This is a genomic window from Bacillus cereus group sp. BfR-BA-01383 (assembly GCF_022663495.1).
Classification (GTDB): domain Bacteria; phylum Bacillota; class Bacilli; order Bacillales; family Bacillaceae_G; genus Bacillus_A; species Bacillus_A cereus_AU.
This window is the reverse complement of the sequence record NZ_JAKUFP010000008.1, coordinates 138,430-154,610: the sequence shown is the minus strand read 5'-3', so window position 1 is coordinate 154,610 and position 16,181 is coordinate 138,430. Positions and strand designations below refer to the sequence as shown.

Sequence of the window (16,181 nt, the reverse complement as noted above, 5' to 3'; positions counted from 1 at the left end):
TCAATCTATGGCAATATCATTATGCCACGATTGACGCTCCTTTACTTCGCAAAAACAACTAAATAAATAACCCCAATCACCAAAAATATTCCACAACAAGCTAACAATACTTTTGCAAGTTTGTCCATAAACATATAATGGTTTCCCCTTTTGTTTGGTTGTTTGCTATTTTAATTCGACAACTGTTACGCCTAGGCCTCCCTCGCCCATGTCACCGTAACGGAAGTTCTTCACACCGCGGTGCTTCTTCAAGTAATCTTGTACACCTTGGCGAAGCGCTCCTGTTCCTTTACCATGAATGATTGATACACGAGGATAGCTTGCAAGCTGGGCATCATCTAAGTATTTCTCAACGCGCATCATTGCATTTTCAAATCGTTCACCACGAAGATCAAGTTCTAATGAAACGTGGTAATCTCTACCCTTCACACTTGCGACAGCTTTTTTCTCTGTTTGCTTCGGTGTATTAATGTATTCCATATTGGACTCTTTCACTTTCATCTTCAGAATACCAATTTGTACGCTCCACTCTGTATCACTTACTTTTTCAAGTAGTTGACCTTTTTGACCGAACGTTAATACTTTTACTTCATCACCTGCGCGTAATTGTTGTTTCGGCGCTGTGTTTTTCACGTTTACTTTTTGTTTCTTCACAAGCTCTGGCGCTGCGCCTTCTAGACGGCTTTTCGCTTCAATAAGTTCGTGATCTTTCACGTTTGCAAGCTGTGCTTTACGCAATTGACGAAGTTCTTGAATAATGCCTTCTGCTTCTTTCTTTGCAGCTTCGACTTTTTCTTCCCCTTCTTTTTGCGCTTTTAATAATCGTTCATCGCGATCTTCGTTAAATTCAACAATTTGACGTTGTAATTCGCGATGAAGTTTTTCAGATTGTTTGCGAAGCGCTTCTGCTTCGTTCCAGTCACGCTCTGCGTTCTTTTGACTTTCTTCTAACTTCGCAATCATATTTTCAATTTTATTCGTATCTGTACCAATGTGGTTACGTGCTTGGTCAATAACGCGATCAGATAACCCAAGGCGCTTCGAAATTTCAAAGGCGTTACTACGTCCTGGTACACCGATTAGTAATTTATAAGTTGGACTTAATGTGTTCACATCAAACTCAACACTCGCATTAATAACTTGCTCACGGTTATATCCGTATGCTTTTAATTCTGGGTAATGCGTCGTTGCAACAACGCGAGCACCGCGGTTACATACTTCATCTAAAATTGAAATTGCTAGTGCAGCCCCTTCTTGTGGGTCTGTTCCAGCACCTAATTCATCGAATAAAACTAAGCTTTCAAAATCAGCTTTTTCTAAAATATCAACAATGTTCACCATATGTGAGGAGAACGTACTTAAACTTTGTTCAATCGATTGCTCATCACCGATATCAGCAAAGATATTTTTGAATACACAAATCTCTGATTCGTCCATTACTGGAATGTGAAGGCCAGACTGCGCCATTAATACACAAATACCAACTGTTTTCAGTGTAACTGTTTTACCACCTGTATTCGGTCCTGTAATAACAATCGTCGTGAAATCTTTACCGAGCATGATGTTATTTGGCACAATAATTTCCGGATCAATAAGCGGATGACGTGCTTGTCTTAAATTCATATAACGCTCATTATTTACGATTGGCTTCGTTGCTTTAATTCGCTTCGCATAAAAAGCTTTTGCAAAAATGAAATCAAGATTTGCAACTACTTCTACGTTCGATAAAACGATATCAGCTTCTACTGCCACTTCTTCTGTTAACATCAATAAGATGCGTTCGATTTCTTGTTTTTCTTTCACACGTGCTTCTTGAAGTGCGTTATTTAATTCTACAATTACTTGTGGTTCAATAAATAACGTTTGTCCAGAAGCAGATTGATCGTGAACAATACCGCCATATACGCCGCGGTATTCTTGTTTTACCGGGATTACGTATCGTTCATTACGTATCGTTACAATTGCATCTGATAACATCTTTTGTGCGTTTGAAGAACGCGTCATGTTTTCTAACTTTTCACGAATACGGCTTTCCGCAGTACGAATTTGGTTACGAATACCACGCAGTTTATCACTTGCGCTATCGACTACTTCACCGCCATCACCAATACAATTTGTAATTTTCTTTTCTAAATCATATAAAGATACAATTTGAGCGACATGTCTTTCTAAAATCGGAAGCTCGACACCATTATCAACCATATCTTCGATGAAACGTTTCATATTGCGACTACCGTACATCGTATTTGCGATATCAAGTAGTTCATTTGGGCTTAACATACTTCCAATCTTTGCACGCTTCACATTTGAGCGAACATCAGTAATACCACCTAATGGTGCACTCCCTTTTAAACGAATGACTTTCGCCGCTTCATCCGTTGTATCTTGCATTTCTACAATTTCTTCAAAGTCAGTGCTCGGCACTAAATTCTTCACTTTATCACGACCAAGTGAAGATGCTGTATGTTCAAGTAATTGTTCTTTTACTTTATTGTATTCTAATACACGCAACGTTCTTTCTAACATGTTGCAGGTCCCCCTTGTGTTACTTATTACGTTTAATATAGTCTAATAAACGTTCAATATCCCATGTGTTAATCACGTTATCTTTTTGAATCCAACCTTTACGCGCTGCTGCTACACCTGTTTCCATATCCTCTAACATTTCAAGTGTATGAGCATCCGTATTAATCGCTACTTTTACACCAGCGTCTTGTGCTTGTTTTAATAATTTCGCGCTTAAATCTAGACGGTTCGGATTGGCGTTTAATTCTAAAACTGTATTTGTTTCTTTCGCAAGTTCGATTAGTAAATCTGTATCTACATCATAACCCTCGCGGCGTCCAAGAAGACGTCCTGTCGGATGAGCAATCATCGTGACATGCTTATTTTCAAGTGCAGTGCGAAGGCGTTTCATAATCGTTTCACGGTCTTGTGAGAAGCTAGAGTGAATAGCTCCAATGACATAATCTAGTTCTGCTAATACTTCGTCATCAAAATCAAGCGAGGCATCTGGTAAAATGTCCATTTCAATTCCGCGTAAAATTGTAATGTCTGGATACTTTTCATTCATGCGCTCAATTTCTTTCGCTTGTTCGCGAAGACGCTCTTTCGTTAAACCGTTCGCTACTTTTAAGTATTGTGAATGGTCCGTAATCGCCATAAACTTATATCCACGGGCACGGCATGCTTGTACCATTTCCTCAATGGAAAAAGCACCATCACTCCACGTTGTATGCATATGCAAATCACCTTGTATATCAGAGAATTGAATTAAGTTTGGATACTCTTTAATTAATTCAATTTCTTTTCCATCTTCACGCACTTCTGGCGGGATAAATGGAAGACCGAAATGAGCGAAGAACTCCTCTTCTGTGTCAAATGTTTTCACTTCGCCTGTTTCTAAGTTTTCCACACCGTACTCACTAATTTTTTCGCCCTTATCTTTTGCAATTTGGCGCATTTTCACGTTATGATCTTTTGATCCTGTAAAGTGGTGAAGCGTTGTAATAAACTCTTCTGGTTTTACTAAGCGGAAATCGATTGAAATATCATATTCATATTGAAGACGAACAGAAACTTTCGTATCACCACTCGCGATTACTTCAATCATATTATCGAACTGTAGTAAATGTTCACGTACTACTGCTGGTTCTGTCGTTGCAATGATAAAGTCTAAATCCTTCACTGTCTCACGAACACGACGTAAGCTACCAGCGCGAGAGAAACGAATCACTTCAGCAATATTCGACAATTTCTCCTCTATTTCCCCGGCAATAGGCAATACCATCGCAATTGGTAAACGCTCTGGACGAGATCCTACTTGATCGATTGCTTCTAATATTTTCTCTTCTGTTTTCTTACCGAAACCTGCTAAAGCTTGTACTTTATTTTCCTCACAAACAGCTTTTAGCGAGTCCATATCAACAACACCAAGTTCTTTATATAACTTAGCTACCTTCTTACCACCAAGGCCTGGAAGTTTTAATAACGGTAATAAACTGCTCGGTACTTCTTTTTCAAGCTCTTGTAATACTTCGGATGTTCCCGACTCTATATATTCTTGAATAACCGCTGCTGTTCCTTTTCCAATACCAGGAATCTTTGTGAAATCTTCAATTTCAGAAAGGCTACGATCATCACTTTCTAGTGCTGCTGCCGCTTTACGAAATGCAGATATTTTAAATGGATTCGTGCCCTTTAGTTCCATAAACAGGCCGATTGTCTCTAGTAATTTAATAACTTGTTTTTTATTTACTTTCATCATTATCCCGCCTTTCTTTCATAGAAAAAAACTTCTCTTTCCGAAAAAAGAGAAGTTATACTCTGCTACCTGTCTGCCATAGTTCCTTCACCTTTTCAGAAAGAATCGGTGTATCGTCTACAATTATTTTGCTAATTGTTGATTTTTGTAATGGTGTTTGTACTTGTTCAATTGGAAGAATGTTTCCAACGATAATTAAGACAAACAAAATAATATACACTTCTAAAAATCCGAGGATTGCCCCCGCAAACGCATTTACTTGCTTTAAAACCGGTATTTCTGCAAACATATTTAACAAATTACCAAGTAATGAAAGTGCGATTTTTGTAATAACAAATAATAAGATAAACGCAAGTGCTTGATAAAATACTGTCTCAATATTATTTGCATCAATCCATTCTGGAACAGATACATTTTTATCAAATGGATACGGAATAAATTTCGCAAGTGCTGGCGCTAAATCTTTACAGTACCAGTATGCAACAAGGTATGCGATAATAAAGCTTGTTAACTTTACAAGTTGCAGAATAAACCCTCTGCGTAAGCCAAGGAAAAATCCCATAACAAGCAGTAAAATGATAATAATATCAATCATGTTATTCCATTCCTTTTTTTGTCATACTTTCTTTCAATTTCTCATGTTCTTCTTTTAATTTTATGTAATCGTGTATGACGTTTACCGCCGTCAATACCGCTAGTCTACTCGTATCAAGCGAAGGATTCTTGGCATTGAGTTCGCGCATTTTATCATCCACAATCGCTGCTACCATGCGGATATGACTTGTACTTTCATCGCCAACAACTGAATACTGTTGGCCATATATTTCTACATTAATTCGACTTTTATTTCCCTTTTGTTGTGACAACTCACCGGCCTCCAATCACGTACAGAATCCTAAAGTTTATAATACCATGAACCATCATATTATGGAAACAGAAAGAACAATCCGATATGATAAAAATAACAATATAAAAAAAGGAGCGACCATATTGTCAAATTCTATCGTAATACAAACAAGTTCTACAGTAATTGAAGACATGAAACAACAATATAAACAAGCGCTAAGCTCGAAAATTCCGCAAGGCGGTATCTTCATGGCAAAGGTGCCATCTTGCACGATTACAGCGTATAAATCTGGAAAAGTAATGTTCCAAGGAGGACGCGCTGAAGCAGAAGCTTCTCGTTGGCAAACTGTCTCTCAAACACCAAAAACAGCTGTAAAAAAATCGGTCGATTCGCATCGTTATGCTCCGCCCGCTTCCATCAGCACAATGTCTATTTTAGGATCAGACGAAGTAGGTACTGGTGATTACTTCGGGCCGATGACAGTAGTTGCTGTATATGTGGATGCGAAGCAAATTCCACTTTTAAAAGAACTTGGTGTAAAAGACTCAAAAAACTTAAACGATGCTCAAATTGCTGAGATTGCAAAACAACTCCTTCACGTTGTTCCTTACAGCTCTCTTGTACTTCATAACGAAAAATATAACGAGCTGTTTGATAAAGGAAATAATCAAGGTAAGCTAAAAGCTTTACTACACAATAAAGCAATTACAAACTTATTAGCAAAAATGGCCCCAACAAAACCAGAGGGCATCTTAATCGACCAATTCACGCAACCGGATACATACTATAAATATTTAGCAAAACAAAAACAGGTACAGCGTGAAAATGTTTACTTCGCTACCAAAGGTGAAAGCGTCCATTTAGCAGTAGCTGCCGCTTCCATTTTAGCCCGTTACTCATTCGTAAAACAGTTTGATGAACTAAGTAAAAAAGCTGGTATGTCTCTTCCAAAAGGTGCCGGTAAACAAGTTGATATTGCCGCTGCTAAGTTAATTCAAAAGTTTGGTAAAGAAAGACTACCTGAGTTTGTGAAACTGCATTTTGCTAATACAGAGAAGGCGTTTCGCTTATTGAAAAAATAACTACTTTTTAGTATCGACAGGATTTTTATGAACTAAACAAGGCGAAAAGAATTGAATTCTTTTCGCCTTTTATAAATGAACTATGGGCAAATTAATATGCTGTTTCGAATCGCTAATATACAACATTCTTTATTAAGTAAAAAAGGAGAGTCTCCATGACTCCCCTTCTTCATATTTAACTTCGCTTCTGCTTCTTATTTGATGAAGGTACTTTATGAGAACCCGTTTCATGCGTTGTTGTTCCTTGTCCTTCCACCTCTGGAGAACCTAGGACTGATCTAGAATGATCTGTTTTCACTTTTTTACTCATTGCACTCACCCCCAAGATTACTTTTTACTTAAGGGTAAAAAACTATTCAACATAACCATATGAACAAACACTCTTTTACTCTCGTATCTGTTTTTCACTAATGTCCCATAGACGTTTTGCGGCATCTTTATCCAAGGCAGCTTCAGACGTTTTTCCTATTTGCTTATCGGCATAGTAACAGCCACTATGATTAGTAACTCCAGTTGATTCCGCTAGCCATATTAAAGTTTCAGCACCTTCCTCAGGCGTACGAGAGAAAGGTTTCATTGCTGCCATAGTTAAGCGAGCAACCAGACCATTGTCCTGGTTAAAATTCGTATTCACTAGCCCCGGATCAAAGCTATAAGCACTAACACCCGTTCCCTCCAACCGCTGTGCCAATTCAGAAGTGAATAAAATGTTAGCTAGTTTTGTTTGTGCATAACGCATTGTAGGACCGCCCATGAACTTCCTAACACCACGATAAAGTTGTTCTGCATCTAAATCACCGAAATCAATTCCCTTTTTAGCCATTTTGTGACCGTGAGATGCGGTGGTGATAACACGAGCAGGAACACTTTCCTTTAAACGCTCCAACAACAAATTAGTGAGTAAGAATGGACCTAAATGGTTTACCGCCCAAGTCATCTCCAAACCGTCCTCCGTAAGCTGCCTTGTTTGAAATAAAGCACCAGCATTATTCACTAATATATCAATTCTCGGACACCTTTCTAAAATCTCAGTAGCTACCCGGCGTATAGATTGTTGGGAAGCCATATCAGCGAAAAATATATCTACCACTGCATTCCCATTCGTTAAATTTTCAATTTGAGTCATAACATCATTCGCTTTTACTTCATTACGTGCAATGATTCCTAGCTTGGCACCGCGTTCTGCAAATACCTTAGCTGCCGCTAATCCAATACCACTTGTTGCACCAGTGATTACTATATACTTGTCACGTAATGTCCATTTTGTATGACTTGGAATTTCCCCCATTGTATCAAAACCCCTTCCCCATAAATGTCGCATTCATTTTACTTATATATGAAGTGAGAAGGGAACTTTGAACAACATCTTTTCCAATCGTGAAACACTTTATAAAATTCGAGTTCTAATTACATCCTTTTCCAATAAAAAAAGCGAGAGCAATTGCTCTCGCTTTTTTGTATATTTTAGAATTCAGAAGAACCTGGAGTTCTTGGGAATGGAATTACGTCACGGATGTTAGCCATGCCAGTAATGTACATTAGGAAGCGCTCGAAACCTAGACCGAATCCAGCGTGTTTTGTACCGCCGTATTTTCTAAGTTCTAAGTACCACCAGTAGTCCTCTTCGTTCATACCTAGTTCTTTAATTCGGTCTACTAAAACGTCCATTCTTTCTTCACGTTGGCTTCCGCCGATTAATTCGCCGATACCAGGAACTAGAAGGTCAGTAGCAGCTACTGTTTTACCGTCTTCATTTAAGCGCATGTAGAATGCTTTAATGTCTTTCGGATAGTCAGTTACGAATACAGGGCGTTTGAAGATTTCTTCTGATAAGTATCTTTCGTGCTCTGTTTGTAAGTCAATACCCCATTCTACTGGGTATTTGAAGTCAGCGCCTGATTCTTGAAGCACTTTAATTGCTTCTGTATAAGTGATGCGGCCGAAATCAGAGTTAATTACGTTGTTCATGCGCTCTAGAACTGTTTTGTCAACGAAGCTGTTGAAGAATTCCATTTCTTCTGGTGCATGTTCTAGTACGTATTTCATTGCATATTTCAGCATATCTTCTGTAAGGTTCATTACGTCACCTAATTCAGCGAATGCAATCTCAGGCTCAACCATCCAGAACTCAGCTGCGTGGCGAGTTGTGTTTGAGTTTTCTGCACGGAATGTAGGTCCGAATGTGTACACATCACGGAATGCTAACGCATAAGCTTCAGCGTTCAGCTGTCCACTTACTGTTAAGTTTGTTTCTTTACCGAAGAAGTCTTTTGATTCGTCAACTTGTCCGTCTTCACCTTTTGGTACGTTGTTTAAATCTTGCGTTGTTACGCGGAACATTTCACCAGCACCTTCTGTATCACTACCAGTGATGATTGGTGTGTGAACATGTACGAATCCACGCTCTTGGAAGAACTGGTGAATCGCAAATGCTGCGATAGAACGCACACGGAACGTTGCAGAGAATGCATTTGTTCTTGGGCGTAAGTGAGCTATTGTACGTAAGTATTCAAATGTGTGACGCTTCTTTTGAAGTGGGTAATCAGAATCTGATAAGCCCTCGATATCAATTTTTTCTGCTTTAATTTCAAATGGTTGCTTCGCTCCAGGCGTTGCAATTACTTTACCTTCTACTTTAACTGAAGAGCTAAGTGGAAGCTTTGCAATTTCTTTGAAGTTTTCTAATTCTGTATCGAAAACGATTTGAACGCTTTTGAAGAAGCTACCGTCGTTTAATTCGATGAAACCAAATGCTTTTGAATCACGTAAGTTACGAATCCAACCTGATACTTGTACTGTTTGATCTGCATACTTTTCTGTATCTCTATACAGACTTTTTACTAATGTGTTTTCCATAGTGAAATGCTCCTTTGCTCATATATTTAAATACAAAAAAACCTTTCATCCATAAAGGGACGAAAGGTTAAACTTCGCGGTACCACCCAATTTGTCATAAAGACCAACTTTAACTCGTATGTAATACATACTTCCCGGTTTGTAACAGGCCGGATTCCCGTCTAAGTCTACTCTTGAATACAAGCTTCAATTTCGGTTAGCAACTCCAAGGTGTTCTTCACATATACCGCCTCATCAGGCTCTCACCGCCCCTGACTCGCTTTGGATTATAGTATATACTACTTTTCCTTATCATCGTCTTTCATTTTGTTAAACTAAAATTAATGTACTACATTCGAGAGAAAGATGCAAGGTGTATATCAACTGGTTAACACCTCGTCTAATAATAGAATAATTTTGTCGTTCTCTGTCGATAAGTCGATATCTCTTGTCGAAACGGCGATATAATTAAAGTTATGTTCGATATATTCTATTTTGCAGCGATATAATGAGAGTTGCGTTCAATATATTCCAATTTGCGGCGATATATTTATACCGCTGTCGATACATAAAAGAACTGCCGGAAAATATTCCGGCAGTTTTTTCATTACTTACGTAACTCCGCACCAAATTTCTCTTCTACCGCTGTTAATACACGGTTATGTGCTTCTGTTACTTCTTCGTCTGTTAATGTACGTTCTGCATCGAAGTAGTTCATAGAGAATGCAAGTGATTTCTTGCCTTCCTCCATTTTTTCACCTTCGTATAAGTCAAATAGTGTTACATCTTTCAGAAGTTCTCCGCCAGCTTCAGCAATGACTTGCTTCATTTCACCAGCTTTTGTTTCTTTTGTTACTACAACAGCCATATCACGTGTCATAGATGGGAAACGTGGAATTGCTGAGTAGTAAGTTTCTTCCACGTCTGCACCGAATACTTTTGCAAGAGATAGTTCGAATACGAATGTATCTTTCACATCTAATTGTTTTTGCGCTTCAGGGTGCAATTGACCGATGAAACCAATTACTTCGCCATCTAATACGATGTCAGCTGTACGGCCTGGGTGCATGCCTTCACGTTTTGCTGGTGCATATGTGATTTGATTTGCAACGCCTAGTACGTCGAATAATCCTTCTAACACACCTTTAACTACGAAGAAGTCTACAACTTTCTTCTCACCTTGCCATGCATGGTGAAGAGCAAGACCTGTCATAACACCTGCAAGATGTTGTTCTTCTTTCGGAAGTTCTCCTGCTTCTGTTGGTAAGAAGATAGAACCTACTTCATATAAAGCAACGCTGTCGTTTTTACGAGCAACATTGTATGAAACTGCTTCTAACAATTGTGGCACTAAGCTTAAACGAAGTTGGCTACGCTCTTCGCTCATTGGAAGTGCAAGGTTTACAGGTGCTTTTTCATTTGGCTCAACCATGTATTGTTTCGCTTTGTCAGCGCTTGTTAATGAATACGTGATTGCTTCATATAAACCAGCACCTTCTAGGAAGCGACGTACTTTACGACGTTTCGTTTGTGCTGCTGTTAATTTACCACGAGTCATCGTTCCAGAAGGTAATGTAACTGGAATGTGGTCATAACCGTATAGACGGCCCACTTCTTCTACTAAGTCTTCTGAAATTGTAATATCAGGACGACGTGCTGGTACATTTACATGGAATGTTCCTTCTACTTCTGTGAATGGGAATTTCAAGTTTGTGAACATTGTACCCATTTCACTCGCAGAAATATTTGTACCTAATACACGGTTTACTTTTTCAGCAGTAACGGATACTGTACGCTCTTCTACTTGTAAGTTATCAGCTTCTACTACACCTTCAAGTGCTTCACCGCCAGCGTATTTCGCCATTAAAGCAGCTGCGTGTTGAATTGCTTCAAATGTACGTGTTGGGTCGATTCCTTTTTCGAAGCGTGCGCTTGATTCACTGCGAAGACCTAAGTCTTTTGATGTACGGCGCACTGTTTGACCTGCAAAGTATGCAGACTCAATTAGAACGTTTACTGTATCATTTGTAACTTCAGAATCAGCCCCGCCCATTACACCAGCAACAGCTAAAGCTTTTGTACCATTTGTAATCACAAGGTGATGGCTTTGTAATGCACGTTCTTGATCATCTAACGTTTGAATCTTTTCGCCTTCTGTTGCTAGACGAACAACGATTTCTTTTGAACCTAATTTATCGTAATCGAATGCATGTAACGGTTGACCGTATTCCATTAAAATGTAGTTTGTAATATCAACTACATTGCTAATTGGACGAATGCCAGCTGCCATAAGGCGCGTTTGCATCCACATTGGTGATGGACCAATTTTTACGTTTTTAACCATTTTTGCAATATATAACGGGTTTTCTTCTTTCGCTTCTACGCTTACAGAAATGTAATCAGAAGTTTTTTCTGCTGTTTCTTGTAAGTCGATAGCTGGAAGTTTCACTTCACGGCCGTAAATAGCAGCTACTTCATATGCAACACCTAGCATGTTTAAGCAATCTGCACGGTTTGGTGTTAAACCAAGCTCAAGTACTTCATCATGTAAGTTTAGAATTTCAAGTGCATCCGCACCAACTTCAGCGTCACTTGGGAAGATGAAGATACCATCTGCGTATTCTTTTGAAACTAACTTTCCATCAATGCCAAGCTCTTGAAGAGCACAAACCATGCCGTGAGAAGCTTCACCACGTAGTTTTGCTTTTTTAATTTTGAAGTTACCAGGAAGTACAGCACCAACTTTTGCAACTGGTACTTTTAAACCTTTTGCAATGTTAGCAGCACCACAAATAATTTGTACTGGTTCTTCTTCACCGATATCGATTAAGCATTTGCTTAATTTATCAGCTTCTGGGTGTTTTTCACATTCTAATACGTGACCAACTACAACACCTTTTACACCTTTATTTAATACTTCAACACCTTCTACTTCAATACCACTTTTCGTGATTTTGTCTGCTAGTTCTTGTGCTGTTACATCTTTAATATCTACATACTCTTGTAACCAACGATATGATACGAACATATTTATCCTCTCCTTCCCTTACGCTCGTTTGAATTGTTGTAAGAAACGTACATCATTTGTATAGAAATGACGAATGTCATCAACGCCGTATTTCAACATTGCGATACGCTCTGCGCCCATACCGAATGCGAAACCTTGATATTCTTTTGAATCATAACCAGCCATTTCAAGTACGTTCGGGTGAACCATACCTGCGCCTAAAATTTCAATCCAGCCAGTTCCTTTACAAGTGCCGCAACCTTTGCCGTGACACATCATACAAGAAATATCCATCTCTACAGATGGCTCTGTGAATGGGAAGAAACTTGGACGAAGACGGATTTCACGGTCTTCACCGAACATCTTTTTCACGAATACTTGCAGTGTACCTTTTAAGTCACTCATACGAATGTTTTTGTCAATTACAAGACCTTCAATTTGCATGAACTGATGTGAATGCGTCGCATCATCGTCATCGCGGCGATACACTTTACCAGGACAAATAATTTTAATTGGGCCTTTTTCTTTATTATTTTCCATTGTACGCGCTTGTACAGAAGATGTATGTGTACGTAGTAGCGTTTCTTCTGTAATGTAGAATGTATCTTGCATATCACGCGCTGGGTGATCCTTCGGTAAGTTTAACGCCTCGAAGTTGTAGTAGTCTTTCTCTACTTCTGTTCCTTCAGCAACTTCATACCCCATACCGATGAATACATCTTCAATTTGTTCCACAACAGCTGTTAACGGATGGTGACAACCTGTTTCAACAGGACGACCTGGCAATGTAACATCAATTGTTTCAGTAGCCAATTTCGCTTCAATTACTGCTTTTTCTAAGTTACCAATTTTGTCATCTAGACGCGTTTGAATCGCTTCACGTACTTCATTGACTAATGCACCCATACGTGGACGCTCTTCTGCTGATAATTTCCCCATACCACGTAATACTTCTGTGATTGGGCCTTTTTTCCCTAAATACGCTACGCGTACGTCGTTTAAGCCTTTTAGCTCTTTCGCCTCTTCAATAAGCGCTAACGCTTGCTGTTTTAGCTCTTTTAAACGTGCTTCCATTTGGAACCCTCCTAATTTTAAAAATAAAAAAACCTCGCTCCCAAAAAGGGACGAGGTAAATTCGCGGTACCACCCTAAATTGACAGAACAAGTCTGCCCACTCATTAGTTATAACGATCAATTCTGACCGGAACGCCTTTACATATACATGGTCCTGGCGTCAACTCCAGAGGTGAATTCACTTCCGTCTACCATAAGAATGCTTTCAGTCTATGGCATTCTCTCCCTATATGGCGATTTTGTAAGCTACTCTTCTCTATCAACGTTTTTCATTATTTAACTTTTATTGTATGTTCAAAAAAGTTCGATACTCATTTCACCACTTTTTTATGAACATGTACTTCAACTTATTATAAGAAGTTTTTTATTTGTTCGCAACTGAACTTTGTAAATAATACGTTAAAATCCCTGCTGCAACCGCAACATTTAATGATTCTGCCCCGCCGTAAATCGGAATATACAGGTTTTGATCTGTTTTCACAAGAATTTCTTGGCGTACGCCACTTCCTTCATTTCCTACAATTAATGCAAAACTTCCGGCCGGTGTTACTTCACCATACGGAACTCCATTTTCAAGAGCCGTTCCATATACAGGGACGTTATTTTCTTTTAACTTGTCTACCCATTCTTCTAAGTTCCCTTTTACAATCGGTAAGTGGAAAATAGAACCTTGTGTAGAGCGTAGTACTTTACTATTATAAACATCAACACAACCTTCTCCAAGCACAACGGCATGAATACCAGCTGCATCAGCTGTACGAATAATCGTTCCTAAATTACCTGGGTCTTGAAGGCCATCTAATAAAAGAAATTTCCCATCAGTAAGAGCTACTTCTTTCTCATGCTTTTCACAAACAGCAAATACACCTTGTGTCGTTTCTGTTTCACGAAGTACTTTTACAATTGCTTCAGGCACAATATACATTTCCACATCATTAACCGTCCAATCTTTCGGAAGGTCTGTCTGATCTGAAACGATAAGCTCTGTTACAACTCCTGCCTTTAAAGCTTCCTCTACTAAATGGAATCCTTCTACAAAAAATAAACCTTTTTTATCGCGTTCTTTTTTCGTTTGCAGCTTTTTCCACTGCTTCACACGCGGATTTTGTACTGAATCAATGTTTTTCATAATATGTATTTCCCTCTCTTCTTGTCCTATCATTATAGCCTATTTTTCATACATATTTACATAAAAAAGAACAAAAACTAACGTCAGTTTCAATTCTGAAGAAGAGGTGAAAGTGATGAGTTTTAATCTACGCGGTGCTGTATTAGCGAATGTATCTGGAAATTCACAAGACCAATTACAAGAAACGATTGTCGATGCAATTCAAAGCGGTGAAGAAAAAATGCTTCCAGGTCTTGGCGTTTTATTTGAAGTCATTTGGAAAAATGCTGATGAAAATGAAAAACACGAAATGTTAGAAACACTGGAGCAAGGATTAAAAAAATAAACAATAAAAAAATCACCTTAGAAAAAACTAAGGTGATTTTTTTATGTCCACAAAATTTTTCTTTTCCTAAACATTTCTACTTTACTAACGCTGATTGATGGAGTACAATGTTCAAAATACATTTAAACCGATCGATTTTCTTCATATACACCATTAGATAAAAGGAGTGAATGTTTTATGCACCGTATTACGCTTGAACAAGTTTTTAAACACCACATTACACAAAAATATGTAAATCGTTCTGGAATGGTCCATGCGATTGCTGTCGCTTACCATGCGTTTCACTTAGCTAAAAAGCATCACGCCTCAGTCGATGCTGCGACAAAGGCTGGTTTCCTTCATGATATTGGACATCATACGTGGTACACAGGCGGCGAATGGGACTATGACTTATATAAAAAGAATGATATACATGCAATTAAAGGGGCAGAAAGAGCTCACAAATTGCTTATTAGATTAGGAGAACATCCGAAACTAGCAAAAGAAATTTCTATCGCAATTCTTCTTCATACAGATTCTTTCTTAGTGGAACAAGAAATTGAAAGAACATCTCTGCAAAACATTATTAAATGGGCGGATGAAGCAGATGAAGAACCCGGCGGAGCGCACCATTATAGAACGATTTCTTATGAAAAAGCGTTAAAAGCAATGCAGCAGTTAGATCGATTGGTAGAACGTGAATTGCAAATAGAGCAATCGAAATCAAATAACAAGGCAGAACATAGTTATCAATGAGAAAGAGGCATCACTATAGGGTGATACCTCTTTTATTATTTTTACTAATCATGTAACAAGAAGTTCAATTTAAAAAATTCTAACTTTGTATGTAATATTTGAACATAACATTATAAATAACAATACTTTATAATTATATATAAAAATATAAAAGAGGTGATTTTATACATGCAATCCACTACACAACTTCCATACGAACAGAAACACTCCATGTCATGGGGGCAATTTATTAGCTCTGTCTTATTTGCCTTTTTTGGAACCGGACTTATCACTTTATTTCTAGCATTACCTTTAATGATTTATACAGCTGGTCTCACAAATAAAAAGCAAATAGCCTTATATGATTCTATTGCAAATACTACAAGTATCGCATTGCAACTAGGGATTTTATTGTTCTTCATTTTTAAATACGAACCTGCAAAAAGACTATTACTAGAGGCATTTAACTTTAGGGCACTCAAAGAATGGCGTACATACATATACTTGTTCCTGTTTTTCGCATTAAATATTCTTCTTAATTTCATCATGTCAAATTATGTATTTCAAGACGCAACAAAACAACAATCTTCTGCACTAAACTTAGAAGTTTTTAATCAATATCAAACATTACTACTTATTGGCTTTGCAATACTCACACCCATTTTTGAAGAACTCATTTTCCGTGGCTTCATACTTCGCTTCTTCTCAGAACGCTTTCCATTTTGGATTGCAGCAGTCTTAACGAGTTTCTTCTTCGGTATCGCACACACATACTCACTCGGAGTCATGGTAATCACCTTCTTCATGGGACTTTTAATGGCGATTTTATGTAAGAAAACAAATTCCATTATTCCAGCTATGTTATTTCATATTATGAATAATACGTTGGCGTTTTTAAGTTAAA

General features: G+C 38.2%; 14 protein-coding genes and 2 other annotated features. Of the genes, 4 read left to right on the top strand and 10 right to left on the bottom strand.

The window, feature by feature from the left end; all coding sequences use genetic code 11:
• Positions 1-165: 165 nt before the first annotated feature.
• The 4 genes from MR065_RS11005 to zapA are packed head-to-tail and all read right to left on the bottom strand — an operon-like array spanning position 166 to position 5,130.
• The gene (locus MR065_RS11005; protein WP_242213666.1) at positions 166-2,526 is read right to left on the bottom strand and encodes an endonuclease MutS2; all 2,361 of its coding nucleotides are present in this window, start codon (positions 2,524-2,526) and stop codon (positions 166-168) included.
• Between the two features lie 19 nt (positions 2,527-2,545).
• Positions 2,546-4,264 carry a DNA polymerase/3'-5' exonuclease PolX gene (gene polX, locus MR065_RS11000; RefSeq protein ID WP_098989884.1) on the bottom strand — a complete coding sequence of 573 codons (1,719 nt, stop codon included), beginning with the start codon at positions 4,262-4,264 and terminating at the stop codon, positions 2,546-2,548.
• Between the two features lie 55 nt (positions 4,265-4,319).
• Complete coding sequence (locus MR065_RS10995) at positions 4,320-4,859, bottom strand: CvpA family protein (RefSeq protein WP_242213664.1); 540 nt, start codon at positions 4,857-4,859, stop codon at positions 4,320-4,322.
• Position 4,860: 1 nt separating this feature from the next.
• On the bottom strand, positions 4,861-5,130 hold the full coding sequence (gene zapA / locus MR065_RS10990) for a cell division protein ZapA (protein WP_000082703.1): 270 nt from the start codon (positions 5,128-5,130) through the stop codon (positions 4,861-4,863).
• Between the two features lie 124 nt (positions 5,131-5,254).
• Between zapA and rnhC the strand changes: the two genes are divergently transcribed.
• Positions 5,255-6,193 (top strand): ribonuclease HIII, encoded by a 939-nt coding sequence (gene rnhC / locus MR065_RS10985; RefSeq protein ID WP_242213662.1) that lies wholly within the window; start codon positions 5,255-5,257, stop codon positions 6,191-6,193.
• 175 nt (positions 6,194-6,368) lie between these two features.
• Here the strand turns inward: rnhC and MR065_RS10980 are convergent, their stop codons facing one another.
• The 6 genes from MR065_RS10980 to MR065_RS10955 all read right to left on the bottom strand — a co-directional run bounded on the left by MR065_RS10980 (position 6,369) and on the right by MR065_RS10955 (position 14,271).
• Positions 6,369-6,503 carry a YuzL family protein gene (locus MR065_RS10980; protein WP_002138569.1) on the bottom strand — a complete coding sequence of 45 codons (135 nt, stop codon included), beginning with the start codon at positions 6,501-6,503 and terminating at the stop codon, positions 6,369-6,371.
• Between the two features lie 75 nt (positions 6,504-6,578).
• The gene (locus MR065_RS10975; protein ID WP_242213659.1) at positions 6,579-7,481 is read right to left on the bottom strand and encodes an SDR family NAD(P)-dependent oxidoreductase; all 903 of its coding nucleotides are present in this window, start codon (positions 7,479-7,481) and stop codon (positions 6,579-6,581) included.
• A gap of 176 nt (positions 7,482-7,657) precedes the next feature.
• On the bottom strand, positions 7,658-9,049 hold the full coding sequence (asnS, locus tag MR065_RS10970; RefSeq protein WP_000432184.1) for an asparagine--tRNA ligase: 1,392 nt from the start codon (positions 9,047-9,049) through the stop codon (positions 7,658-7,660).
• A gap of 52 nt (positions 9,050-9,101) precedes the next feature.
• Positions 9,102-9,353 (bottom strand) — a binding site (T-box leader).
• A gap of 282 nt (positions 9,354-9,635) precedes the next feature.
• Positions 9,636-12,056, bottom strand: coding sequence for a phenylalanine--tRNA ligase subunit beta (pheT, locus tag MR065_RS10965; RefSeq protein WP_242213658.1), 2,421 nt, complete (start codon positions 12,054-12,056; stop codon positions 9,636-9,638).
• A gap of 18 nt (positions 12,057-12,074) precedes the next feature.
• Entirely contained in the window at positions 12,075-13,109 is a 1,035-nt protein-coding gene (pheS, locus tag MR065_RS10960; protein ID WP_000388228.1) for a phenylalanine--tRNA ligase subunit alpha, read from the bottom strand.
• Positions 13,110-13,152: 43 nt separating this feature from the next.
• Positions 13,153-13,381: a binding site (T-box leader), on the bottom strand.
• 92 nt (positions 13,382-13,473) lie between these two features.
• Complete coding sequence (locus tag MR065_RS10955) at positions 13,474-14,271, bottom strand: TrmH family RNA methyltransferase (protein WP_242213656.1); 798 nt, start codon at positions 14,269-14,271, stop codon at positions 13,474-13,476.
• A gap of 82 nt (positions 14,272-14,353) precedes the next feature.
• Between MR065_RS10955 and sspI the strand changes: the two genes are divergently transcribed.
• The 3 genes from sspI (at position 14,354) to MR065_RS10940 (ending at position 16,180) form a co-directional block, all read left to right on the top strand.
• A complete protein-coding gene (sspI, locus tag MR065_RS10950; RefSeq protein ID WP_000009509.1) occupies positions 14,354-14,563 on the top strand; it encodes a small acid-soluble spore protein SspI in 210 nt (69 codons plus the stop codon).
• Between the two features lie 177 nt (positions 14,564-14,740).
• On the top strand, positions 14,741-15,298 hold the full coding sequence (locus tag MR065_RS10945; protein WP_097905780.1) for an HD domain-containing protein: 558 nt from the start codon (positions 14,741-14,743) through the stop codon (positions 15,296-15,298).
• A gap of 168 nt (positions 15,299-15,466) precedes the next feature.
• On the top strand, positions 15,467-16,180 hold the full coding sequence (locus MR065_RS10940; protein WP_242213655.1) for a CPBP family intramembrane glutamic endopeptidase: 714 nt from the start codon (positions 15,467-15,469) through the stop codon (positions 16,178-16,180).
• Position 16,181: the final 1 nt, after the last annotated feature.